Origin of the sequence: Streptomyces sp. NPDC051214, assembly GCF_040682375.1 — a bacterium.
Taxonomy (GTDB): domain Bacteria; phylum Actinomycetota; class Actinomycetes; order Streptomycetales; family Streptomycetaceae; genus Streptomyces.
In genome coordinates this window covers 547,210-572,050 of the sequence record NZ_JBFBAT010000005.1, presented here as the reverse complement: position 1 = coordinate 572,050, position 24,841 = coordinate 547,210, and the positions used below count along the sequence as shown (strand labels likewise).

19 protein-coding genes are annotated in these 24,841 nt (G+C 68.2%); 13 read left to right on the top strand and 6 right to left on the bottom strand.

Translation table 11 applies throughout. The features are described 5' to 3' along the window. Positions 1 to 9 precede the first annotated feature (9 nt). The 3 genes from AB0M70_RS16540 to AB0M70_RS16530 form a co-directional block, all read right to left on the bottom strand. Positions 10 to 888 (bottom strand): SGNH/GDSL hydrolase family protein, encoded by an 879-nt coding sequence (locus AB0M70_RS16540; protein WP_365820701.1) that lies wholly within the window; start codon positions 886 to 888, stop codon positions 10 to 12. A 175-nt stretch (positions 889 to 1,063) separates the two neighbouring features. Continuing rightward, complete coding sequence (locus tag AB0M70_RS16535) at positions 1,064 to 1,570, bottom strand: hypothetical protein (protein WP_365820656.1); 507 nt, start codon at positions 1,568 to 1,570, stop codon at positions 1,064 to 1,066. 336 nt (positions 1,571 to 1,906) lie between these two features. Then, complete coding sequence (locus tag AB0M70_RS16530; RefSeq protein ID WP_365820655.1) at positions 1,907 to 3,634, bottom strand: MFS transporter; 1,728 nt, start codon at positions 3,632 to 3,634, stop codon at positions 1,907 to 1,909. 178 nt (positions 3,635 to 3,812) lie between these two features. Between AB0M70_RS16530 and AB0M70_RS16525 the strand changes: the two genes are divergently transcribed. Then, positions 3,813 to 4,454 carry a TetR/AcrR family transcriptional regulator gene (locus tag AB0M70_RS16525; protein WP_365820654.1) on the top strand — a complete coding sequence of 214 codons (642 nt, stop codon included), beginning with the start codon at positions 3,813 to 3,815 and terminating at the stop codon, positions 4,452 to 4,454. Here the strand turns inward: AB0M70_RS16525 and AB0M70_RS16520 are convergent. Beyond that, positions 4,451 to 5,875 (bottom strand): cation:dicarboxylase symporter family transporter, encoded by a 1,425-nt coding sequence (locus tag AB0M70_RS16520; RefSeq protein ID WP_365820653.1) that lies wholly within the window; start codon positions 5,873 to 5,875, stop codon positions 4,451 to 4,453. The genes AB0M70_RS16525 and AB0M70_RS16520 overlap by 4 nt on opposite strands. Positions 5,876 to 6,032: 157 nt before the next feature. Between AB0M70_RS16520 and AB0M70_RS16515 the strand changes: the two genes are divergently transcribed. The 8 genes from AB0M70_RS16515 (at position 6,033) to AB0M70_RS16480 (ending at position 19,735) form a co-directional block, all read left to right on the top strand. Next, positions 6,033 to 7,727, top strand: coding sequence for a sensor histidine kinase (locus tag AB0M70_RS16515; protein WP_365820652.1), 1,695 nt, complete (start codon positions 6,033 to 6,035; stop codon positions 7,725 to 7,727). Next, positions 7,724 to 8,410, top strand: coding sequence for a response regulator (locus tag AB0M70_RS16510; RefSeq protein WP_365820651.1), 687 nt, complete (start codon positions 7,724 to 7,726; stop codon positions 8,408 to 8,410). Before AB0M70_RS16515 ends, AB0M70_RS16510 begins: the two co-directional genes overlap by 4 nt. Before the next feature lie 216 nt (positions 8,411 to 8,626). Further along, the gene (locus tag AB0M70_RS16505; protein ID WP_365820650.1) at positions 8,627 to 9,982 is read left to right on the top strand and encodes an extracellular solute-binding protein; all 1,356 of its coding nucleotides are present in this window, start codon (positions 8,627 to 8,629) and stop codon (positions 9,980 to 9,982) included. 148 nt (positions 9,983 to 10,130) lie between these two features. Further along, positions 10,131 to 10,991: a sugar ABC transporter permease gene (locus tag AB0M70_RS16500; protein WP_365820700.1), complete on the top strand. Its 861-nt coding sequence runs from the start codon at positions 10,131 to 10,133 to the stop codon at positions 10,989 to 10,991. A 57-nt stretch (positions 10,992 to 11,048) separates the two neighbouring features. After that, positions 11,049 to 11,876 carry a carbohydrate ABC transporter permease gene (locus AB0M70_RS16495; protein WP_365820699.1) on the top strand — a complete coding sequence of 276 codons (828 nt, stop codon included), beginning with the start codon at positions 11,049 to 11,051 and terminating at the stop codon, positions 11,874 to 11,876. Positions 11,877 to 12,112: 236 nt separating this feature from the next. Next, positions 12,113 to 16,684 (top strand): DUF6531 domain-containing protein, encoded by a 4,572-nt coding sequence (locus AB0M70_RS16490; RefSeq protein WP_365820649.1) that lies wholly within the window; start codon positions 12,113 to 12,115, stop codon positions 16,682 to 16,684. Further along, positions 16,674 to 17,441, top strand: coding sequence for a hypothetical protein (locus AB0M70_RS16485; protein WP_365820648.1), 768 nt, complete (start codon positions 16,674 to 16,676; stop codon positions 17,439 to 17,441). Before AB0M70_RS16490 ends, AB0M70_RS16485 begins: the two co-directional genes overlap by 11 nt. A 59-nt stretch (positions 17,442 to 17,500) precedes the next feature. Beyond that, positions 17,501 to 19,735 carry a bifunctional serine/threonine-protein kinase/ABC transporter substrate-binding protein gene (locus AB0M70_RS16480; RefSeq protein WP_365820647.1) on the top strand — a complete coding sequence of 745 codons (2,235 nt, stop codon included), beginning with the start codon at positions 17,501 to 17,503 and terminating at the stop codon, positions 19,733 to 19,735. Positions 19,736 to 19,741: 6 nt separating this feature from the next. Here the strand turns inward: AB0M70_RS16480 and AB0M70_RS16475 are convergent, their stop codons facing one another. Continuing rightward, positions 19,742 to 20,215 (bottom strand): HIT family protein, encoded by a 474-nt coding sequence (locus AB0M70_RS16475; protein WP_365820646.1) that lies wholly within the window; start codon positions 20,213 to 20,215, stop codon positions 19,742 to 19,744. Between the two features lie 167 nt (positions 20,216 to 20,382). Between AB0M70_RS16475 and AB0M70_RS16470 the strand changes: the two genes are divergently transcribed. The 4 genes from AB0M70_RS16470 (at position 20,383) to AB0M70_RS16455 (ending at position 23,603) form a co-directional block, all read left to right on the top strand. Further along, positions 20,383 to 21,039, top strand: a complete 657-nt coding sequence (locus AB0M70_RS16470; RefSeq protein WP_365820645.1) for a hypothetical protein — start codon at positions 20,383 to 20,385, stop codon at positions 21,037 to 21,039. Between the two features lie 41 nt (positions 21,040 to 21,080). Beyond that, a complete protein-coding gene (locus tag AB0M70_RS16465) occupies positions 21,081 to 22,079 on the top strand; it encodes a hypothetical protein (protein WP_365820644.1) in 999 nt (332 codons plus the stop codon). Between the two features lie 55 nt (positions 22,080 to 22,134). Then, entirely contained in the window at positions 22,135 to 22,821 is a 687-nt protein-coding gene (locus AB0M70_RS16460; RefSeq protein WP_365820643.1) for a hypothetical protein, read from the top strand. Positions 22,822 to 22,970: 149 nt separating this feature from the next. Further along, positions 22,971 to 23,603, top strand: coding sequence for a helix-turn-helix transcriptional regulator (locus tag AB0M70_RS16455; RefSeq protein WP_365820698.1), 633 nt, complete (start codon positions 22,971 to 22,973; stop codon positions 23,601 to 23,603). Positions 23,604 to 23,635: 32 nt separating this feature from the next. Here the strand turns inward: AB0M70_RS16455 and AB0M70_RS16450 are convergent, their stop codons facing one another. Beyond that, on the bottom strand, positions 23,636 to 24,661 hold the full coding sequence (locus AB0M70_RS16450; protein WP_365820642.1) for an ATP-dependent 6-phosphofructokinase: 1,026 nt from the start codon (positions 24,659 to 24,661) through the stop codon (positions 23,636 to 23,638). Between the last annotated feature and the right edge of the window lie 180 nt (positions 24,662 to 24,841).

The window sequence follows — 24,841 nt, the reverse complement described above, 5'->3', positions numbered from 1 at the left end:
ACCCGTGGGTCAGCCCAGCTTCAGCACGCCGATGGCCTGGTCGGCCATCCTGGACTCGCCGAGGGCGTTCGGGTGCACCGGCACGAAGTTGGTGCCGAACAGCACCGGCTCGATCCAGCGCGTGCCCAGCGGCTTGCAGGCGTCGTGCCCGTCGGAGGCGGCGGCCATGTCGACGAACGTGGCCCCCGTCTCGGTCGCGGCGCGCTGCACGGCCTTGTTCAGGTGGGCCTGGAGATCCCGCAGGTAGGGGACGTCCCCGGTGGCGATCGGCATCTTGGCGAAGCAGCCGGGTACGGACTTCTCCGGCACGATCCACGGGTAGCCGAGCACGCCGATGCGCGCGTTCGGGGCCTTGGCCTTGACCGCCCGCAGGGCGGTCTTCAGCGCCGGGTAGGTGCTGGCGTCGATCTGCTCGGTGAACTTGTCGCCGTTGGCGTCCTTGCAGGGGCTGCCCTTGCCGCCGGAGAGCACCCCGGCGGAGCCGCAGGCGAGGATCGCGCTGATGAAGGTGTTGTTGTCGTTGCCGCCGATGGTCAGCGTCACGACATCGGTGTCGGCCTTGACCGCGTCGAGCTGCGGTGCGACGCCGGGGTACTGCGATCCCGCAAAGTCCTTGGTCTGGGCTCCGCCGCAGGTCACGTCGGTGAGCTTGGCGCCGGTCCGCTTGGCCACGACGTGCGGGTAGTTGGCGGTCGAGCGCGCGCAGAGGAGGGGCGCGGTCACGTCGAGGGGCAGGACGCCGGAGCCGGCGCTGAAGCTGTCGCCGAGGGCGACGTAGTCGAGCGGGTCGGCGCCGGTCGCCTGGGCGGGTGCGGCGGCCAGGCCGAGGGTGGCGGTACCTGCGGCAGCGAGAGTGGCGGCTGCCAGGCGCAGGGCGCGTGCGCGGATCACCATCTGGAATCTCCTTTGAATCCGATGGGGGGCGTTCCCGGAGAGGAGCGAGCAGCGAGCAAGCCGCGCGGCGCCAACAGCCTTACTGCGGGGGCGTTTTGAGCAGGCTTCAGCGGCTTTCGGCGGTTCTCAGTGGTGCAACGCTGAAGTTACTGGCAGGTTTGAACAAGAGTCAACAGTTTGCGCACGCGCCCACCTGGATGGGGGAACCCTCACCCAGCACGTGCCGCACCCGCGCACAGAATTCCTCCACCGCCCCCGGCTCCGGCGCGGCACCCTCGGCGAACATCGCCGTCTGGAGGGCGGGGCCGTATACGTGGCCGTGGCGGTCGATGTCACGCGTACGGGCGGGCTGCACGACGAAGTGGACGTGGCCGGGTACGCGTCCGGCGTGGGACCAGAGGCATACGTACACCTGCTCGCACTCGTCGCCAACTTCCGCTCGCACGGCGGCGGTTACCCGTGTGAGCAACGGACCGAGCTCGGCGCCTTCCTCGACGCCGAGCTCGTGTACGGCCGTGATGTGCCGCAGCGGTTTGACGATGAGGGTGCCGATGCCGAGGGGCCCTGTGCAGTGTTCGACGGTCCAGTGCGGGGTGCGCAGGAGGGTGCCGCCGGGTAGGGGTGCGGTGCCGTCGGCGAGGTCGCAGGCGAGGCAGTCACGAGTCTTCTCCGGCAAGTTGGGCCTCCCTGTGGTTCAGGGCGGACCACCGGCTGCGGCGTCCCGCCCACCTGTTTTCCCCGCGGCCCGTACCGGGTGGCACGCCGCTACCACCGGCCCGCCGCTTCGCGACGGATTCTCCCCGCCCACCCACCCGATTACCCCGTGGGGACATAGTTGCCTACGGCTGCTGCGAGCTGCCGGGTAAACAGGTGGGTGGGCGGGAAAGCATCCGCCGCGCAGCGGCGGCTCGGACCGGAACGGCGCCGCACCCGGAAAGCACCCGCCGCGCAGCGGCGGCTCAGACCGGAACGGCGCCGCACCCGCCCCCGGACCCGGGGCACCGCCCCACGCCTACCGCCGCCCCGCGGCCTCCGCGGCCTCCGAAGCACCCGCGGCACCCGCGGCACCCGCGGCCTCTGCGGTCTCCTCTGCCTCCAAGGCCTCCGCCACAGTCGGCGCCCCCTTCCGCCGCCCAGGCAACAGCACCGCCACAACCACGGTCCCCACCCCCAGAATCACCGCGCCGATCAGACTGGTGTGGGCCACCGCGCCAGAGAACGCGGAGCCCACCGCGTCCGCCATCTGGTGCGCGCCCCCGGCGAGTTCCTGCGCCTGCGACTTCAGTTGCGCCGCCTCCTGCGGCGAGGACGCCTGCGCCGCCTTAGCGGAGAGCTCGCGCGCCTGCTCGGCGATGCCCTGCGCCACGCCGTTGCCCGCGCCCACGGAATCCTGGGCCGTGGAGAGCGCGGAGGCGGGAAGCTTGCTGCCCGCGGTCTCGTCGGCCAGCTCCGAGGAGTACGCGTTCGCGAGGACCGAGCCGAGGACCGCGATGCCGAGCGAGCCGCCGAGCTCCAGCGAGGTGTCGTTCACCGCGCCGCCCACGCCGAGCTCCGACTCGGGGAACGCGCCCATGATGACGTCCGTGCACGGCGAGACCGCGAAGCCGAGCGACAGGCCGAGGATGACCAGCGGCGCCACGAAGTCCCCGTACGTGGAGCCCGCCTCGATCTGCGTGAGAAGCGCCAGCGCGACCGTGCCGCCGACCATGCCCGCGACCACCATGATCTTGCCGCCGATGCGCGGCGCGAGGATTCCGGTGACCGCCGAGCCCACGAACACCGCGCCGGCCAGCGGCAGCATCCGTACACCGGTCTCCAGCGGGTCGTAGGCGAGGACGAACTGGAGGTGCTGGGTCAGGTAGTAGAAGGCGCCGAACACCGCGAGGAAGAAGAGCGCCACGGCGAGGTTCGAGCCCGCGAAGCCGCGCTGCGTGAACTTGCGGACGTCCAGGACAGGACGCGGGTGCCTCAGCTCCCAGACGACGAAGGCGATCAGGCCGAGGCCCGCCACCACCGCGGCGGAGATCGCGCGCACGCCCCACCCGAAGTGCGGACCATCGATGATCATGAAGATCAGGCAGCCGACCCAGACGACCGAGAGCAGTCCGCCCACGTAGTCGATCCGGCCGTGCTGAGCGGCCTTCGACGGCGGTACGAGGACGAACGCGCCGACGATCGCGAGCACCGCCACGGGGATGTTGATCAGGAACGTCGAGTGCCAGCCGTTGTCACGGAGCAGCGCCCCCGCGATCAGCGGGCCCGCGGCGATGGCGATGCCGGACGTGGCCGCCCAGATGGTGATGGCCTTGGCGCGTTCCGCGCGCGGGAAGGTCGCCGCGAGCAGCGAGAGCGTGGCCGGCATGATCAGCGCCGCGCCCACGCCCATCACCGCGCGGACCACGATGACCGCCGTCGAGCTGTCGACCACGGAGCCCGCGGCGGCGCCGACGGACATGATCAGCAGGCCGAGCACCAGCGCGCCACGGCGGCTGTACTTGTCGCCGATCGCGCCGAGCAGCAGCATCAGCGCGGCGTAGGGGACGGTGTAGGCGTCGATGACCCATTGCAGGTCCGAGCTGGACAGGCCGAGGTCCATGGTCATGTCGGGCGCGGCCACCGTCAGCGCGGTGTTGGCCATCACCGCGATCAGCAGACTCAGACAGAGGACTCCGAGGGCCCACCAGCGGCGGGCGTACGGACGGTCCATCCGTTCGACCGGTTCCTTGATCAGCAGAGGCATCGGATCTCACCCATCCCGTTTCTCGCACACGCGTTGCGCAGGCATCGCATCGCGCAGGCATCGCACAGACATTGCACAACCCTGTGCAACTACACACTGCTGTGCAAGATACCCCACGTTGCACAGCTATGTGCAAGTGGGGGGAGCGGGGGCGCGGCCGAGTGGGCAGAATGGGGCCATGAATCCCCGCCCCGCGAGCAGCGTCAGAGCCGACGCCAACCGCCGCCGCATCCTCGACGTCGCCGTCGCCGAGCTGCTGCGGGACCCCGACGCCTCCATGGACCAGATCGCGCGTGCCGCGGGCGTCGTGCGGCGGACGGTCTACGGGCACTTCCCCAGCCGTGACGCGCTGATCGAGGCGATCGTGGAGCGGGCCATCGCGGCGGTGGAGACCGCGCACGCGGCGGGCCGCGCGGGCGTGGAGGACCCCGCGGAGGCGGTGGCCGGCTCGTTGCTCGCCGTGTGGGAGGTCGCCGACCGCTACCGCCTGCTGCTCTCCCTCGGCGAGCGGAGCGTGACGATGGGCGGCATCCGTGAACGGCTCGGCCGCGTGCACGAGGAGGGTCTTGAGACGTTCCAGCGCGGCCTGGACGACGGCACGTTCGTCTCGCCGCTGCCGACACGGGCCCTCGGCTACGTGCTCGAAGGCATCCTGTTCGCCCTGATGGAGGCCGTCAACGACGGTGTCGTACCAGCGGAAAAGGCGGGCAGGTCCACCGCGATCACGTTTCTGACCGCGGCGGGCCTGCCCGCCTCACAAGCCACCGAGCTGGTGACGCGGGTCGCCGACAGGAGAGCGGCGACCTCTCTCGACGGCTAGGCCGTCAGGGACTTCCTCTCGCTGCTGCCGGGCTGCGTCGGCACGGCGTCCACCGTGTCCGTCGTCTCCTGGTCGGCCGCGTCGGGCTCGGGGGCGCCGTCGTCGTCGAGCAGCGTCTTCTCGTCGAACGGCAGCCGGCCCGCGAGCACGTCGTCGACGCGCTGCCGGTCGACCTCCTTGGTCCACGTACCGATCAGGAGCGTGGCCACCGCGTTGCCCGCGAAGTTGGTCAGGGCGCGGGCCTCGCTCATGAAGCGGTCGACGCCGATGATCAGGCCGACGCCGTCCACCAGGGCCGGCTTGTGCGACTGCAGGCCGCTGGCCAGGACCGCGATGCCGGAACCGGAGACACCCGCGGCGCCCTTGGACGCGATCATCATGAACAGGAGCAGGGAGATCTGCTCGCCGACGCCGAGCGGCTGGTCCATCGCCTCGGCGATGAAGAGCGACGACATGGTCAGGTAAATCATGGTGCCGTCGAGGTTGAACGAGTAGCCCGTCGGGACCGTGATGCCGACGACCGGGCGGCTGACGCCCAGGTGCTCCATCTTCGCGATGAGCCGCGGAAGCGCGGACTCGGAGGAGGAAGTGGAGAGGATCAGCAGGAACTCGCGGCCCAGGTACTTCAGGAGCTTGAAGAGGTTGACCCCGGTCACCAGGCGCAGCAGCGTGCCGAGCACGATCAGGATGAACAGCGCGCAGGTGACGTAGAACCCGATCATGATCGTGGCAAGGGCCTTCAGGGCGTCCGTGCCGGTCTCGCCGACCACCGCCGCCATCGCGCCGAACGCGCCGACCGGGGCGGCCCACATGATCATGCCGAGGACCCGGAAGACGAGCCTCTGGATGTGCCCGATGCCGCGCAGGATCGGCTCGCCGGAGCGGCCCATGGCCTGCAGCGCGAAGCCGACCAGCAGCGCGACGAGCAGCGTCTGCAGCACCTCGCCCTCGGTGAAGGCGGAGACCAGCGTCTTCGGGATGACGCCGAGTGCGAAGTCGACGAGCCCCTTGTTCGCCTCGTCGGCGGCGTCGTGGCCCGCGCCCTTCTCGGAGTCGGAGATGTCCATGCCCGAACCCGGGTGCAGGATGTTGCCGACGATCAGGCCGATGGCGAGCGCGACGACGGACATCGCGACGAAGTACGCGAGCGCGAGGCCGCCGACCTTGCCGACCTTGGCGGCCTTGCGGACCGAGCCGACGCCCAGGACGATCGTGCAGAAGATGATGGGCGAGATCATCATCTTGATCAGGTTCACGAAGCCGGTGCCGAGCGGCTTGAGCTCCGTGGCGAAGTCGGGGAAGAGCAGTCCGACACCGATACCGAAGACCACGGCGATGATGACTGCGATGTACAGGTAGTGGGTGCGGTCCCGTTTGGCTGCGGGAGCCTTTGCCACCTGGCTGTCGGTGGTGTCGGCCACGAGGGCCCTCCTTGAACGACTACGTCGGCGTTTTCGGCCAGTGCGTGCGGCTCACGTCCTGGGCAGGCGAATCTCGGGTGACTATCTCTCGCCCTGTGAGGGCGGTCACCCTTACGTTCATTTAGTTCGCACTTATGCGGCGAGGCAGACTGGCACCATGTCCCTCGCCCGTCCGCCCCGGCCCCGCAGCCTCGCCGGACAGCTCTTCGCGATGCAGATCGTGCTCGTCACCGTCGTGGTGGCCGGATGTGCGCTCTTCACGTTCCTGAGCGACCGGCAGCAGGCCGAGGAGGGCGCGCGCCGCCAGGCGACAGCCGCGGCACGGGCGGTCGCGGACTCCCCCTCGGTGCGCGAGGCCGCGCTCGCAAAGGACCCGACGAGGACCCTGCAGCCGTACGCCACCGCCGTACGCCGGCACACCGGCGTCGACTTCGTCACGATCATGGACCCGGACGGCATCCGCTGGACGCACCCCGACGAGGACCAGATCGGCGCGCGCTTCCTCGGCCACCGGGCCCAGGCGCTGAAGGGCAGAACTTTCACCGAGACGTACACGGGGACGCTCGGCCCCTCGGTGCGCGTGGTCACCCCGATCCTGGCCGACGACGGCAGCGGCCGGATCACCGGCCTGGTCAGCGCGGGCATCACCATCGAGGAGATCAGCCAGAAGGCGCGCGGCCAGCTGCTCACCCTGCTCGGCGTCGCGGCCGGCGCGCTCGCGCTCGGCGGCCTCGGCACCTACGTCATCAACGCCCGCCTGCGCCGCCACACCCACGGCATGAACGCCACCGAGCTGAGCCGCATGCACGACTACCACGAGGCCGCGCTGCACGCCGTGCGCGAGGGCCTCGTGATGCTGGACGGACAGCGGCGCATCGCCCTCATCAACGACGGGGGGCGCGAGCTGCTCGGCGTGTCGGGCGACCTGGTCGGCCGGAACGTCGCCGAGCTCGGCCTGCCCGCGCCGCTGACGGGCGCGCTGCTCGCGGCCGAGCCGCGGGTCGACGAGCTGCACCTGACGGCGGACCGCGTGGTCGTGGTGAACACCTCGCCCGTGTCGAGCGGCGAGCGCCGGGGCACGGTGGTGACGTTGCGCGACCACACCGAGCTGCAGGCGCTGACCGGCGAGCTCGACTCCGAACGCGGCTTCACGCGGGCGCTGCGCTCGCAGGCCCACGAGGCCGCCAACCGCCTCCACACAGTGGTCTCGCTCATCGAGCTGGGCCGCGCGGACGAAGCCGTCGACTTCGCCACGGCCGAGCTCGAACTGGCCCAGACGCTGACGGACCAGGTGGTCGCCGCCGTGAGCGAGCCGGTGCTCGCGGCCCTGCTCCTGGGCAAGGCGGCACAGGCGAACGAACACGGCGTGGAGCTCGTCGTGTCTCCCGACAGCAGCATCGACGACGGGATGCTGCCCGCCGGGCTGCCCGCGCGCGATCTGGTGACGGTCCTCGGCAACCTGATCGACAACGCGGTGGACGCGGCCCAGGGCTCGCCCGCGGCCCGCGTCACCGTGACGGCGCGCGCGGACGAGGCGGGCCTGACGCTGCGGGTGTCCGACACCGGCCCCGGCGTCGACCCGGCCCACACGGAGGCGGTCTTCCGGCGCGGCTGGTCCACGAAGGCCACGGCGGGCCGCGGCCTCGGCCTCGCTTTGGTCCACCAGACGGTGACCAAGCACGAGGGGACGCTTAGGGTGCGGGAGGCGCCCGGTGGCGGGGCGGAGTTCGAGGTGCACCTGCGGACGGCGGCCACCGCCCTCGTGCCCACGACGCCCGGGGCCGATGACGAGCAGGGTGCCGGTGAAGAGGCGTCCGTTCCGCCGGACGCAGCAGACGGAGGCACCAAGTGACAGAGCCGATCCGGGTCCTGGTCGTCGAGGACGACGAGGTGGCCGCCGACGCCCACGTCCTCTACGTGAACCGCATCCCCGGCTTCCACGCCGTGGGCAAGGCGCACAGCGCGGCCGAGGCGAGACGCGCCCTGGACCGTACGGAGGTCGATCTCCTCCTCCTGGACCTGCACCTCCCCGACGGCCACGGCCTCCAGCTGGCCCGCACCCTGCGCGCCGCGGGTCACCGCACGGACGTCATCGCGGTCACGTCGGCCCGCGATCTCGCGGTCGTACGCGAGGGCGTCTCCCTCGGCGTGATCCAGTACGTCCTCAAGCCCTTCACCTTCGCCACCCTCCGCGACCGCCTCACCCGTTACGCCGAGTTCCGCACCGCCGCGGGCGAGGCCACCGGCCAGGACGAGGTGGACCGCGCCCTGGCCACCCTGCGCGCGCCCGGACCGGCGGCGCTGCCCAAAGGGCTCAGTGGCCCCACCCTCGAAAGGGTGACGCGCACACTCCGCGACGCGCCCCCTGAGGGCGTCACCGCCGCAGCCGCCGCCGAGACCGTGGGGATCTCCCGCATCACCGCGCGCCGCTACCTGGAGCACCTGGTCACCACGGGCCGCGCCGCCCGCACCCCGCAGTACGGCCACGTCGGCCGCCCGGAGTACGCCTACCGCTGGCTGACGTCGAACACCTGACGCAGCAAATCCCCGCGCGTGTACGCCGGTTGCCACCCCTCCGAAACCCCGGAAGCGTCCGCGTACCGCCTCCAATAACAACGTTGTCACGTTGATGACAAGGGGCGACGCAGGGGCATTGACCTTGCTCCGAACCCGCCCTTACGTTCACCGGGCAGCCCCGCGTTGCGTCCCGCGTGGTAATCCGGCCGCGTCGGCCAGTAGGAGGTCGTGCCCGTGCGTCCCACCACCCCTCTGCTCCTCGCCACCGCCCTGGTCGCCGCCGGCACCCTGACCGCGTGCGGCGGGGACTCCGGCGACGACCCGGACACCGTGAAGGTCTCCTTCAAGCAGTCCACGGACAACCAGGTCAAGGTCATGGACACCTTCCTGGCGGACATCAAGAAGCAGTTCGAGAAGGAGAACCCCGGCAAGAAGGTGAAGCTGGTGCCGATCAAGGCGCCGGACTCCGAGTACTACACCAAGCTCCAGCAGATGATGCGCTCCCCGAAGACCGCGCCCGACCTGGTCTACGAGGACACCTTCCTCATCAACTCGGACATCACCAGCGGGTATCTGAAGCCGCTCGACACGTACCTGAACAAGTGGAAGGACTGGGACCAGTTCATCGACACGTCCAAGTCGGCGGCGAAGGCGGCGGACGGAAAGACGTACGGCGTGCCGGACGGCACCGACACCCGCGGCCTCTGGTTCAGCAAGAGCATCTTCAAGAAGGCCGGGCTGCCGGCCGACTGGCAGCCCAAGTCGTGGGACGAGATCCTGCAGGCGGCGCGCACCATCAAGAAGAAGGTCCCCGGCGTCACGCCCATGAACGTCTACACGGGCAAGCCCGCGGGCGAGGCGGCCACCATGCAGGGCATGGAGATGCTCCTGTACGGCACGGGCGAGGACCCCATGTACGACCCGAAGGCGAAGAAGTGGGTCACCGGCAGCCAGGGTTTCAAGGACTCCCTGGAGTTCGTCGAGACGGTCTACAAGGAGAAGCTCGGCCCTGACGTCTCCGACGCCCTCGACCCGAACTTCGCCACCCGGGTGCGCGGTGAGCTGCTCCCCGAGGACAAGCTCGGCATCAACCTCGACGGCTCCTGGCTGCCGCAGGACTGGGGCAAGGGCGCGGGTCACGAGTGGCCGGAGTGGTCCCAGAAGCTGGGCCTGGCCCATATGCCGACGCAGAACGGCGAGGCCCCCGGCAAGGTGAGCATGTCCGGCGGCTGGACCTGGGCGATCCCGGCCAAGGCGGGCAACCCGGACCTGGCGTTCAAGTTCATCGAGCAGATGCAGACCAAGGCCAACGCCCAGAAGTGGTACGTGGCGAACTCGGGCATCGCGGTCCGCAAGGACGTCGCCGCCGACCCCGCCTACCTCAAGGCGCAGCCCGGCCTGAAGTTCTTCACCGACCTGGTGGAGACGACGCACTACCGGCCCGCGTACCCGGCGTACCCGAAGGTCTCCACCGCGGTGCAGGAGGCCATGGAGAAGGTCACGACGGGCGACGGGTCCGTGGCCGACGCGGCGAGCGGCTACGACGACGAGGTCAAGGCGGCGACCGACGGCGAGGTCATCGAGAAGTAGCGGCCGCCTGCCCGCGATCCGGTAGCCAAGCTAGGGAAGCGAGAGCCCTGAGGTGACCACCGCACCCCCCGCCGGGCCCGGCGACATCACGAAGACCGCGCCGGGCCCGAGCGCCCCGCGCCCTTCGTGGCCCCCGTCCCGCAGCAAGCTGACGGCCCGCGCGCTCACCCGCGCGCTGCCCGTCTCCCCCGCCGTGATCCTCCTGCTGCTGTTCCTGGCGGGACCGATCGGCTACTGCGCCTACATCGCCTTCACCGACCTCCAGCTCACCGGCCAGGCCGAGTCGAGCTTCGTCGGGTTCGACAACTTCCGTAAGGCCTTCGGGGACGAGTCGTTCCTCAACGCGGTCTGGCTGACCCTGGTCTTCACGCTGGTCTCGTCGATCCTCGGGCAGAACACCATCGGCCTCGCGCTCGCGTCCCTGATGCAGCGGGCGTCCAAGCCGGCCCGCACGGTCACCGGCGCCATCGTGATCACGGCGTGGGTGCTGCCCGAGGTGGTGGCGGCCTTCCTCCTGTACGCGTTCTTCCGCCGCGAAGGCACCTTGAACGCGGTCCTGGACTTCCTCCACCTCCCGTCCCAGAACTGGATGTACACGCTGCCGATCCTTGCGGTGTCGTTCGCCAACGTGTGGCGCGGGACGGCGTTCTCGATGCTGGTCTACTCGGCGGCCCTGAACGAGATCCCCAAGGAGATCACCGAGGCGGCCCAGGTGGACGGCGCGGGCGGCTGGCGCCGCATGTGGCACATCACGCTCCCGATGATCCGCCGCTCCATCGGCACGAACCTGATGCTGAACACCCTCCAGACCCTCTCCGTCTTCGGCCTGATCTGGGTGATGACGCGCGGCGGCCCGGGAAACCGCAGCCAGACCCTCCCCCTGTTCATGTACGAACAGGCCTTCCAGAAGAGCATGATCGGCTACGGCACGGCGGTGGCGCTTCTGCTCCTGGTCGTCGGCTCACTCTTCTCCCTCGTCTACATGCGTCTGCTCCGCACGGAGGTCTGAGTGTCCGCGAACACCGTCAAGTCGCCCTCGCGCAGCGTCAAGTCGCCTGCCCGCAGCATGGGTTCACGCCGCACGACACGACGTCTCGCGGCGGACGCCGGCCTGCTCGTGGTCGCGTTGGCATTCGTCCTGCCGCTGATCTGGGTGATCCTGTCCTCGCTCGACACCAAGGCCGACCTCCGGGTGAAGGTCCCCGACGGCATCACCCTGGACAACTACGACGCGGTCCTCACCCCCGAGATCACCTTCACGCCCCTCCTCAACAGCCTGCTGCTGTGCGGCGGCGGCACACTCCTGACGGTGGCCTGCGCGGCACTCGCCGCCTACCCGCTCTCCCGCTTCAGGTCCCGCCTGAACCGCCCCTTCATGCTGACGATCCTCTTCGCGACCAGCCTGCCGATCACGGCGATCATGGTCCCGGTGTACGCGCTGTTCGTGCAGGTCGACCTGATCGACACGATGCAGGGCACGATCTTCTTCTTCGCCGCGTCCCAACTCCCCTTCGCCATCTGGCTGATGAAGAACTTCATGGACGGCGTACCGAAGGAGCTGGAGGAGGCGGCATGGACGGACGGCGCGTCGTCGTTCCAGTCCCTGCTGCGCATCGTGCTCCCCCTGATGGGCCCGGGGGTGGCGGTGGTGACGGTGTTCTCCTTCGTCATGATGTGGGGCAACTTCTTCGTCCCGTTCATGCTGCTGCTCACCCCGGAACAGATGCCGGCGTCGGTGAGCATCAACGACTTCTTCGGCAACAAGGGGACAGTGATCTACGGCCAGTTGGCAGCCTTCTCGATCATCTACTCGACGCCGGTGATCCTCCTGTACGTACTGATCTCACGGCGGTTGGGCGGAGGGTTCGCGTTGGGGGGTGCGGTGAAGGGGTGAAGCGGCTGGCAGTCGGTGCTGCGCGTCGCTGACAGTCAGCACGGCGTGGATCCTGGCAATGCTCTTCACGATTCAACACGGCAAATGCTGGCGCTTCACCCGACGGAACGGGACTTGTTCGAGGGACGCCTGTGTGCGCCAGACACCTCAGCCCCCCTTTCGCCCTGCGAGTCCCGGATAGTAGCTTCGCGTGTGCGTACGGGTACTTGGGGGGCGGAAGCGACAGGGGTTGCGGGATGGCGGGGAATCGGCCGACGGATTGGCATGTCCTTGACCTGGACAAGGACCCAACGCCCGGTGATCCGGACCGGGTCCGCAACCTGGCGAAGAACTTGCACGACTTCGCCGACGACGTATCCAAGGTGCTGCGGGACATCAAGGGGATGGCGGGCGAGGACGCGATCCTCACCTGGGCGGGCAAGACCGCGGAGTCCTTCACGGCGGAGTTCGAGGACGCGCCGGGCAAGCTGAAGAAGCTCAAGAAGAGCTACGAGATGGCCGGCGACGCCCTCTCGGCCTACTGGCCGGAATTGGAACGCTCCCAGGCCTTGGCCGACAAGGCCCTGGCCCAGGGCCGTGAAGCGCAGACCAGCCTCTCCGCCGCCCAGTCCCGCCTGACCTCGGCCGACTCCTGGATGGAGCGGGCGGGCAAGGAAGCCGACAAGTACAAGGACGACGACGGCGGTTCCAAGGCCGGCAAGGACGTCCCCAAACCCGACCCGGACAAGGTCAAGGCCGCCACCCGCAACGCCGACTCCGCCGAGAAAGCCCAGACGGCCGCCAAGTCCGACGTCTCCGCCGCCAAGAGCCACCTCGACGCCGCGAAGAAGATGGCGGAAGACGCGCGCAAGATGCGCGAGGGCGCGGCCGGGACGGCGAAGAAGAAGCTGGAAGACGCCTCGGACGCGGGCATCCAGAACCGCAAGTGGTGGGAGGAAGTCGGGGACTGGGTCACCGACAACTGGGACACCATCGTCGCCGTCTGCAAGGTCGTCGTCGCCGTCCTCGGCGTCATCGCGATGATCATCGGCGGGCCGATCCTCGGCGCGATCGTCCTGATCGCCGCCCTGGTGGTGCTTGCCGACACCCTGCATAAATACGCCAACGGAGAAGCAGGCCTCCTCGACGTCGCCTTCGCCGCACTGGACTGCATCCCCGGTATGAAGGGCCTCACCAGCCTCCGCGGCCTCGCCAAGGGTATGAAGGGTCTCAAGGCCATGCGCCTCAAAGGTATGGCCGCCGGAGTGCGGGGCCTTGGAAAGAACGCACGTGGCATGCTCGGTCGGGGCGCGGACAACTTCGCGCGTACGGCGAAGGCCGTGTGGAAAAAGTTGACCGACCCGGTAGACCTGGCCACAGGCCAGATGTTTCTGCCGCAGACGGACATCGAGCTGCCTGGCATCTTGCCACTGGCTTTTACCCGCAGGGTCGCCTCCGACTATCGCACCGGGTGGTGGTTCGGTCCTACCTGGACCTCCACCATCGACCAGCGTCTTGAAGTCGACGAGCAGGGGGTCGTCCTTGTTACTGAGGACGGCCTGCTCCTGTCCTACCCACATCCCCGCGGGCCGATGGCAGAAGTGCTCCCGGAGGCGGGCCCGCGCTGGCCCCTGACCCACCTGGACGACGGCGGCTACCGCGTCGACGATCCCGCCACAGGGCAACGTCGCCTCTTCGGGGCTCCCGGCGGCGAGGGCTTGGCGCTTCTGGAGCGTATAGCCGACCGCAACAACAACACCATCGACTTCGAATACGACCGGCACGGTACGCCGCTGGCGATCCGGCACTCCGCCGGCTACCACCTCGAGCTGGATGTCGACGAGGGGCGGGTGGCCGCTCTGCGCCTTGTGGGGGCCGCTGACGACGGTACGGACATCGTCGTCAAAAAGTACGGCTACGCCGACGGCAATCTCACCTCAGTCACCAACTCCTCCGGACTGCCACTGCGATTCACCTACGATGAGCGTCTGCGCATTACGTCGTGGACCGATACCAACCACAGTCGTTACGACTACGCCTACGACGAGTTGGATCGCTGCATTGCAGAGGGCGGCGAGGCCGGACACATCGCGGTGCGCCTGGATTACGGCGGCGCCGACCCGGCCTGGCCCGGCTGCCACATCACCACCCTCACCCCCACAGACGGCGCGGTGAGTCGATTCGTCATCAACGACAACTGCCTTGTCGTCGGCGAGATTGACGCCTGCGGCGGCATCACACGGTTTGAGTACGGCTCTCGTCACGAGGTTCTTTCCTGCACTGACGCTGTTGGTTCCAGGACAGAGTTCCGCAACGACAGGCAGGGACGGCCGCTTGTCGTGACCCGCCCTGATGGCAGCACTACGACCTTCGCCTACAACGATTTGGGGCAACCGGTCACCCTTACTTTGCCCGACAACTCAACGTGGTCGATCGAGTACGACGACCGCGGTAATCGGATCAGCATCACCGACCCAACGGGTGCTACCACTCGCAACGCATTCGACGCACAGGGCCGTCTCACGTCCGTTATCGACGCTCATGCATCGACCACGCAGGTGCGCTGTAATTCAGCAGGCCTCCCCGTCGAGGTATCAGATCAGCTCTCGGCCGTAACGCGTTACGAGTACGACGGCTTTGGTCGTGTCACGAAATTCGTCGACCCATTGTCTAATGCCACATGCATGAAGTGGACAGTTGAGGGGAAACTCGCATACAGGGTTGCCCCAGAGGGAATATCAGAGTCGTGGGCGTACGACGGCGAAGGTAATTGCATCCGCCACATCGCCGCTTCCGGGGAGATAACTTCCTACGAGTACACGCACTTTGATCTCCTGGCTGCTCGAACGTACGCGGATGGCGCTCGGTATATTTTCAAACACGATGCCGCCCTGCGACTGACCCAAGTGGTGAACCCACGGGGTGAAACTTGGGACTACCTCTACGATGCGGCAGGTCGTCTGGTTTCCGAAGTTGACTTCGATAACCGCGCCCTCGGCTATGAGCATGACGCGGCAGGTAGGGTAACTGCGCGAGTCAACCCTCTGGGCCAAGTCATTGAGTTCAAGTACGACGTGATGGGGAAGATCGTCGAAAAGAACGCGGCCGGAATACGCACTCAATACGAGTACGATTCCATGGGCAGACGGACCCGCACCGTTGGTCCGGATGCGGAAGTGACTTGGACATACGATAGGGCAGGCCGCGTGCTCAGCGAGACTGTCGACGACAGGACGCTGGCTCTCACGTATGACGCCGTGGGTCGACGGACCAGCCGGACCACACCTACCGGCGCACACTCCACCTATCGACACGACGCAGCCGGACGCCAGGTATCCATTTCCTCATCGGGCCACACCCTGGGTTTCTCCTACGATGAATCCGGACGCGAGATCGAGCGTTTGGTGGATAACACCCTTTCCCTGTGGCAAGGATGGGACACAGCCGGACGCTTGACTGATCAGAGAGTGTTTGGCGTATCGCAGCAGCAGATTCAGCGGAGGACATACTCCTATTCACCTGATGGCCGACTGACCACCATCAACGATCCGCTGCAAGGCGAAACCGCCATCAGGATGGATGCCGTCGGCCGAGTGACGGAGGTCGAGGCCCGCAATTGGACGGAGACATACGCCTACGATCAGTTGGGGAATCAAGCCCGCGCCGCCTGGCCGACCGGGCCTCAGAGCGACGAGGTTCAAGGAAGACGCCGCTATGACGGCAGCCGTCTCGTTGGCGCCGGTTCGGTGCGTTACGAGAATGATGCCGCAGGACGCGTAGTCGTCCGTCGCAAGACGCGGGTATCCCGCAAACCAGACGTATGGCAATACGTCTGGGATCCGGAAGACCGGCTCGTGTCCGCGACCATGCCGGATGGGACGGTGTGGCGCTATCGATACGATCCGTATGGACGCCGCATTTCGAAGCAGCGCTTCCTCGCCCACAGCAATAAGGCGAGCGAAGAGATCGTATTCACCTGGGAAGGGCACACCCTTGCCGAGCAGACCACTGTTTCATCCGACGCACCGCATCCCGTCGTGCTCACTTGGGAACACATCGGCCTGAAGGCTATAGCACAGACTGAACGTCTCCTTGACTCCTCGACCCAAGAAGAAGTTGACTCTCGATTCTTCGCCATCGTCACAGATCTGATTGGCGCCCCCACGGAGCTGGTGGATCAAACGGGCGCCATCGCATGGCGTGCACGCAAATCAGCATGGGGCGTCACGACATGGCCCAGGAATAGTAGCGCCTACACACCATTGCGTTTCCCGGGACAGTACTACGATCCCGAGACCGGCCTGCACTACAATTGTTTTCGCTATTACGACCCGGAGGTCGGGCGCTACACGACCCCTGACCCGTTGGGCCTGGCGCCTGCCCCGAACCCGTCCACGTATGTCGACAATCCACATGTGCAGGCAGATCCGAGCGGATTGAGTCCGTACCAAACAGGTGGGCCTGACAGCCACATTCCGTTGGACGCGGCACGCGGGGACGTACATCTGGGAAGCCATGACGAAGCATTCAATGAGGTACTTAGGCGCTTCGATGTATCCGACCCCTCATTGGTATCGAGAGAGCCCATGTGGGGAAGAAACCCGAATTTGACAGGACCGCGGGGGGAGCCCTGGGAAGAAGTGACAGCGATCGACTCGCATGGAAATCTAGTAAATATTCACCATCACGCAAACGGCCACCATTTCACTGATGGCGCCGCACCACAGTGGTCCCTGCCTCACTATCATGGCCCCGGCGGTGAACACGTATACTACGGCGACATGAATTCGGCATATGGTTTGCAGGGGAGGCCAAGGGGTGCAGGTTGACGGATCCATCCGTGGTGTGACGGTGGTTGATCAGCCGGTCTGGGGTGAGATCGGAGTGGGCTCCCGGCTCGACGCCCTGGACGCACTCCCCGATTCGGTCGCCTCGGCGTGGGTTCTCGCCGAGCCTCAAGACGAGGTTCTGTGCTGGAGCCGGCTTCTCCCGCTGCTCGGTGACCGCTCGGTCTTCACGTGGACCACGCGTCTGCTGGAGGCGTCGGCCGAACCGGAGGAGGAAGACGGAACAAATTCCTCCTCTCTTCGCAGAGTTACGCGCAGGCCCAGCCTCCGTTCATTCCCGAGCAGGCCCTACCTGGAATCTCGACTCGACAGGCACGATGACGTCGTGAACGTCGTGGACGACCTCTACGAGCGGGTCCGGCCGCTACTGCGCCGAAGCTCTGGCTTCGCCATCGGCATTGCCTCAGCCGAGAAGCCAGTCGGGGAATGGTCAACCGTGACTAAAGTTCTGGAGTCCCACTTTGTTCTGGCTTCCGAGTCAGCGAACTCGCCCCAGATGGAAGGATTCCGACGACGCCTCGTTTCGCTCTATGTCGAGGTTGCTCTTGAGCTGGGGTTCATGCCCGTGCTTCCGCTCGACAGGAATGTGCGCAGCGGGTTCGTCATCTTCTGCGACCGGTCCGATCTTCCAGATGTTCTGGACAGCGTCGCCCAGCCGGAAGGAGCGTTGAGCGGGCGGCCCGGGAGTGACGCGATCAAGCAGCTGATCGAGGCCGGCGGCGGCCTTGGCTACAGGTGAGCGATCCGGGTCGTGACACGAGCCCTGGCTAGGATCATCGGCGTCGAAGGGGGAACGCCGTGCAGGGGCGGATGCTGAGCGGCCGGTACGAGCTGCTGGAGCGGCTCGGCGCGGGCGGCATGGGAGAGGTGTGGCGGGCCCATGACCGGAGCTTGGGCCGTGAGGTCGCGGTCAAGCTCTTTGTGCCGTCGGTCTCGGCGGGGGACGAGGAACTGGAGCAGCTCCTGGGCCGCTTCCGGCAGGAGGCGCGGGCCGCGGCCTCGCTGGACAGCCCGTACATCGTCGCCGTCCATGATCACGGCACGGACGGCGGCACCTTGCAGCCGACCCCGTACCTCGTGATGGCCCTCGTGCAGGGACGTTCCCTCGACCACGTGCTGCGCGAGAGCGTGCGCGTGCCCGTCGCGGACGCGTTGCGCTGGGGGGCCGACGTCTGCCGCGCCCTGGACGCGGCGCACTCGGCGGGTGTCGTGCACCGTGACATCAAGCCCGGCAACATCATGATCACGCAGGACGGCACGGCCAAGGTCGTCGACTTCGGCATCGCGACGTTCATGGAACAGGCGGCGGGCGACTCGCGACTGACGCGGACCGGAGAGCTGCCGTTCGGCAGCGTGCCGTATCTGGCGCCGGAGCGCTTCCGGCAGGAGCCGGGCGACGGTCGCACCGACCTCTACGCACTCGGCTGCGTCCTCTACGAACTCCTGGTCGGGCACCCGCCGTTCACCGGCTCGGCGGTCGGCGTCATGTTCAACCACGTCAACGACGCACCGCTGCGGCCCTCGCGGGCGCGGCCCGAGGTGCCGACGCCGGTCGAACGCCTCGTGCTCGACCTCCTGGCCAAGGACCCCGCCGACCGGCCCGCGGACGCCGCGACGGCGCTGGAGCGGATGCTGGCGGCGGGCGATCAGGGCGGGGACGGTCGTGCGGGTGCGGGTGCGGCCGGCGATGACATCCAGGACGCCGTCGTGAGTGAGCGGGAGCGGCAGGTGGCCGGGGAAGTGGAGGACGCGCGTCCCCAGCCCGAGTCCGAGCCCCGGCCCCGGCCCCAGCCCCAGCCGGTCAGCAAGGTGTCCGCGCCCCCGGACGCGCGAGGCTCGCGCGGGAAGCGGCGTCTGCTGATCCCCGCGGCCTTGCTCCTAGCGGTCAGCATCCCGACGGGGCTCGGCATACGGTCCCTCGCCGCGTCCGAGGGTGGGCCGGGGGGATCGGCGGCCCCGGGCACGTACGAGATCGGCGTCGCCCACAGCTACACGCACGTCGGCACGGCACGCTCCGGCGGCGGTGCCGAGGAGACCTCGGAGTACAAGCAGTTCACGACGCAGCAGATGCGTACCGTCGAGTCCGCCTTCGCCGAGGCGCTCGGCGAGAAGAACGGCGGGAAGAACGGCGACCGCTTCCGCCTCGTCCCCGTGGCCGCCGACCCGGACACGACATCCCGCGAACTGCTCGCCGAACACCCGGACATGCTCGCGGTCATCGGCGACACCGTCGACTTCTCCTGGGTGCACGACACGGACGAGGCGTTCCTGCCGGAGATCAGCACGTGTTACGACGTCGCCCACGCCGGGGGCGCCTTCGCGATCCCGGCCGACGACGAACGGCAGGGCGAGGCGATGGCCGAGTACCTCCTGACGCGGACCGACGCGCGCCGCGTCCTCGTGGCGGAGGACAAAGTCTGGGCGGACCGGCAGGACGGCATCGGGACCGGGCTGCGCAAGGCGGGCGTGACCGCCAAGGCGCTTGAGGTGCGGCCGGATGAGGTGAAGACGGCACAGATCCCGGCGTTGGCCGAGGACGCGCGGGCGAACGCGGTGGTGGTGCCGATCGGGACGGACGTCGCCGTGTGGGCGAAGAAGCTCAGGACCGGCGGCTTCACCGGACCGGTCCTGGCCCAGAGCGCCCCCGAGGGGGTCTGCGAGGACTCCGAGGAGCGGGCGAGGGCCGAGGAGACGGCCGCGGGCATCCCCGAGGGGGTCCTGCGCACGCGCAACTACTCCGGCGAGCCGGGCGACAACCTCCCCGCACGCGGCAACCAGGAGCTGTACGACGGCGCCCTGGCCCTGGCCACGGCCCTCAAGAAACTCCCCGCGGACGACGCCTCACCGACGTCGCTCCGCCACACCCTGGACCGCGAGATCCAGAACGTCTCGGTCAACGGCGTACTGGACGAGGTCTCCTTCGAGAAGCGCCGCTCGGCACGCGAACGCCCGGTGTGGATCGACCGCCGGGAGAAGGACACATGGACCGAGATCGGCAAGGTGGACGGTAAATACGAGCCGACGAAGCAGTAGCGGCGGCTAAGCCTTCAAGGCGGCCCGAAGCCGCGCGGCGACGTCGGCCATCTCGCCCGGCGGCACGTCCAGCACCCCGTTCTCGGTCATCAACACATGGAACTGCTGCTCCTCGTACGGGATTCCGGGCGGCAGGGCGGCAATGTGCCAGTGGAGGTGGCTGTTCCCTTCCTGACTTCCGAGGGAGTAGAGGTAGGTGCGCTCGGAGTCGAAGACCCGCTCGACGGCGCGGGTGACCTGGCGCACGAAGAGCATGATCCGCACGTACGCGGCCTCGTCCAGGTCGCGAACGACGTGCTCTACGTGGGCCTTGGGCGCGACGAGAACCTTCCCGGGCAGGGTGGGCCACCGGTCGAGAAAGGCGACGTGCTCGTCGTCCTCGTGGACGAGGTGATGGTCATAGCCCGCCTCTCCGCCGAGAAACGCACAAACAAAACAGGGCCCGCTACGAGCCCGTTCCATGTACCCCTCAAGGTCCATGGCTTTCCGTTCCATCACCACGTGTGATCTCCCTTCTTGCGCCGCCCGATTCACCGGGATGAACCCCTCGCGCCCCATTGCTCAGCAGATTTCTCTCTGGTGTCGCCGATCAGCTCCCGCTAGCGTGCTTAGCTCGCGCCAACTCTCACCCCCACCAGGAGCCGTCAGTGAACCGCCCTCTCCGTCTCGCGACGGTCGCCCTCACCGCGACCGCGGCTCTGCTGCTGACAGCCTGCGGCAGCGGCGACGACGAGTCCAAGGACAACGACAAGATCGCGGGTGCGGACAAGGGGGGCGAGAAGGAGTCGGCTTCGCCGACGGCGTCGGAACCGGCGGGAGTTGAACGCCCCAAGATCAAACTGCCTTCCGACGTCAAGCTGTCCTTCAAGCCGGAGCAGACCGGCGACACGGCCAAGGACGCGATCCTCCGTGACAACTCGGACTTCATCCGCGCGCTCAACGCGGCCATCGTGGCCGGTGATCCACGCCTCCCGGCGCTGGAGTTCTTCACGGAAGGCGAGGCAGCCGCGTCGTCACAGAACTGGGTGAAGGCGTTCAAGGACGCAGGCTGGACGGTCACAGGGACGGTGAAGTACTACAACCGCCAAGTGGCCGTGAAGTCCAAGACAGCAGCGTCCCTCACATACTGCGGCGACGAGAGCAAGGGCTACAGCAAGGTCATCAAGACCGGTCAGGTCAAGCGCACCAAGGTGACCAAGAGGAGCTACATCCTGTACGGCGCCCAGGTCGAGAAGAACCAAGAAGGGGTCTGGGAACTCGTGAAGATCACATCCACCCGGGGTGCTGCGGTATGCCAGCCATGAACCGACCACGCCGGATCCTCACTGTCACCGCTCTGGCAGCCATGGCATGGACCCTTACGACCCCTGCTGCCTTCGCCGACCAGACGCCACCAGGGGGTGGCGGCCTTGGAGGCGGAAACGGCTCCGACAGCGACGCCTCGGGCAACGCGGACGGAGATCAGCTTTCCGCCACCGCGTCCGGCATCGTCTACGACCGTTCCAAGAATGGCTCGGGCCCCAAGACCGGTTCCGTGACCCCGGCCACGAACTGGACTCCGCCCGCCTGCTGGTACGCCCCGAAGTACTCCCCCGCCCAGTTCAAGAAGTACGTCGAGCCGATCTGGCAGGCCGAGTCGACGGGGCACCAGTGGGACTTGGAGCAGAAGAAGCGGTACGTGGACGGCGAGCCCTACAAGGACTTCAACCAGGACAAGGCCGGCAAGGGGTTCTGGTGGACGTCGTTCTCCAACGACAGCTACCCGCCCGGCTGGGACGCCTGCAACAAGCCCGTCTTCTGGGTCGACAAGGGCGACCCGCCCCCGGCGGACATCCCCGAGGCCATCACCCCCGAGATCCTCTCGAAGCTCGCGTACGCCGAAATCCGCGTGCCCGGAACCAAGGTGACCCTCGCCCCTGAGGGCCCGACGAAGGTCAACCTGCCGACGTGGGCCTGGCTGGACGGCGCGGAGTTCAAGCCGGTGTCGGTGACGGCCTCCGTCCCCGACATCGGCATCGAGGCGACGACGACGGCCGAACCCATCTCCCTCAAGATCGACCCCGGCACCAAGGACGCCGAAACCTACCCCGCATCCGGCGTCTGCCCGATCGACGGCGGCAAGATCGGTGAGCCGTACGCCAAGGGTAAGGCGGACGAGGACCCGCCCTGCGGCGTGAAGTACCTCCGCTCGTCCGGCGACGGCTCCTACCCGCTCAAGGCAACCGTCACCTGGAAGATCCACTGGACCGGCACGGGGGTCAACGACCCGCAGGATCTCCCCGACGGCGAGTTCGGCGCGGATCAAGAGGTCGTGGTCGAGGAGATCCAGTCGATCAACCGATAGCCCGGCTGACACGGCACAACACGCCGCTGCACAACACGCCACTGCACGAGGCGACATGACCGAGCGATACGACATTCCGGAAGAGACCCTCGCCCGTTCCGTCTTCGGCCCCCTCGGCGGCATCGTCGAGATCGGTGCGGTCGCCTCGGCCGGGACCTGGGATCTGGCGGATGTCTCCGTGGGCGACTTCGTCGCGGGCCGGCAGGGCGATGTGGTGCGGCTTCTCGAAGTGGTCCGGCAAATCGGGGACTTCGGGGAGCCCGTCATGGGGATCTTCGACGAACTCGGCTATCTGCGGGAGCATCCCGTGGAGGCGTCGAGTCTCCTGCTGTGGTCCTCCGGGTACGAGGACGTGCGGGGGCAGTTCGATCAGCCCCACGCCGTGCGCCGCATGAGCCGGCTCGGCGCGGACCTGCAGCTGACCCGCTTCCTCCAGGCCCTGATCACCGCGGCGATCGCCCGTGGCCCCGAGGTCCCCCGCGGAGCCGCACTCATCGCCGAGGCGCTGCGAGTCGCGGCAGGGCTCGTCGGCAACGCGTCGGCCGAGGAGTCCGGGGGGCCCGGGAACGGGGCCACTTCCATGGCCGTCCTCCGGATGTGGCGCGTCGCCCACCTCGCCGACCTGCTGCTCCCGAACTCCCCCGCACACCCCGAGGCCCGGCCCCTCTTCCGTGCGTACGGGCACGCGCTGGAGGAGTTGCTCGGCGGGCCGCACGCCCCCCGAGCACCCACCGCTCCGTAGCATCACACCAATCCGCAACCTCGTATGAACGCACCGTAGTCGCAGGCCCCCCGCGCCCATACCGTGTGCCCGTGCAATCGAGCCAGCCCAATCAGCCGACGCCCCCGTTCAACTTTCCCGCCGCCCGGCGTCTACGTGAGGCCCTCGGGATGGCGCACGGGCATGTCGCCTACGGGATGCGGGCGAGTTACGGGCTCACCTACATCACCCCCGAGACCATCGCCGCCTGGGAGCGCGGGCTTGCCGCGCCCACCTCCGCCGAGCTGACCGCCCTCGCGGGGACCCTGTGGTGCTCCCCCGGGGAGCTCATGGGCGCCGCCACCACCCTGCGCGAGCACCGGCTCGCCCGGGGGCTCGCGCCCGAGGACGTGGCGCGGGGGTCCGGCGTCGAGATCCAGGCCTATCTGCACATGGAGGAGACCAACACCTGGCGCGGCAACGAGCGGCAGTCCGCCGCCCTCGCCGACGTGCTGCAGCTCCCGCTGCCCGACTTCATCAGCGTCATCGGACGCGCCGACGACCTCGCCGACCTGCTGCGCAGGGCCGTCACCACCCGCTGGCAGGGGTATGTGCGGCCCGTCAGCAAGATGCTGCCGGTGCACAAACGGCATCTCGAGGACGTGCTGCAGCAGCTGCACGCCGACTACCAGTCGCGCATGGTCCGCACCCTGAGCTGGGGCGGCGGGGCCGGGGCCGACGCCTCGGGCAGCGCCGGGCAGGACTTCCTGGACAAGATCCTGGAGCACTTCTGGACCCAGGTGCGCGGCGCCGCCGGGGGCTGAGAGCTGACAACCGGCGGGGCGGAAAGCGGCCTCTAGAAGACCGACTCCGCCTCGTCCATCCGGTCCTTCGGCACCGTCTTCAGCTCGGTGACCGCCTCCGCGAGCGGCACCATCGTGATGTCGGTGCCCCGCAGGGCCGTCATCCGGCCGTAGTCGTCGCGGTGCACCGCCTCCACCGCGTGCCAGCCGAAGCGGGTCGCGAGGACACGGTCGTACGCCGTCGGGGTGCCGCCGCGCTGGACGTGGCCGAGGATGACCGGCTTGGCCTCCTTGCCGAGGCGGGTCTCCAGTTCGTACGCCAGCGCCGTGCCGATGCCCTGGAAGCGCTCGTGGCCGAACTGGTCGATCGCGCCCTTGCCGTAGTTCATGGTGCCCTCGGCCGGGTGCGCGCCCTCCGCCACGCAGATCACCGCGAACTTCTTGCCGCGCGAGAACCGCTCCTCGACCAGCTTGACCAGGTCAGCGGGGTCGAAGGCGCGCTCGGGGAGGCAGATGCCGTGGGCGCCGCCCGCCATGCCGGACTCCAGGGCGATCCAGCCCGCGTGCCGTCCCATGACCTCGACCACCATCACGCGCTGGTGGGACTCGGCCGTCGTCTTGAGGCGGTCCATCGCCTCCGTGGCGACACCCACCGCCGTGTCGAAGCCGAAGGTGCGGTCCGTGGAGGAGATGTCGTTGTCGATGGTCTTCGGGACGCCCACCACCGGCAGGCCCGCGTCCGACAGCATCTTCGCGGCCGTGAGGGTGCCCTCGCCGCCGATGGGGATCAGGGCGTCGAAGCCGATCTCCTTGGCGAGCGCGGGCGCGTCCTCGCAGGCCGCGCGGAAACGGTCACGCTCCAGGCGCGAGGAGCCGAGAATCGTTCCGCCGCGGGCCAGGATGCCGCTGACCTCGTTGAGACCGAGGGAGCGGTAGCGGCCGTCGAGCAGGCCCGCGTAACCGTCCTCGAAGCCGATGACCTCGTCGCCGTAATGCGTGACGGCTCGGTGCACGACCGACCGGATCACTGCGTTGAGGCCGGGGCAGTCGCCGCCTGCGGTGAGAATTCCGATGCGCATCGTGCTGTGTCTCCTGCTCGCTGTTGATGCGTGTGAGCCGGTCCGATTGTTCCATGACCGCGCACCCGGTGCCGCTCACACACAGAGCGACCCCGTTCACGGCTGCCCCGGCCGATCCTGGGGAGAAGGCCCTTGGGTCCGCTTCACGAGGCCTTTCGTCCGGCGGGCGACCTAGCCAGC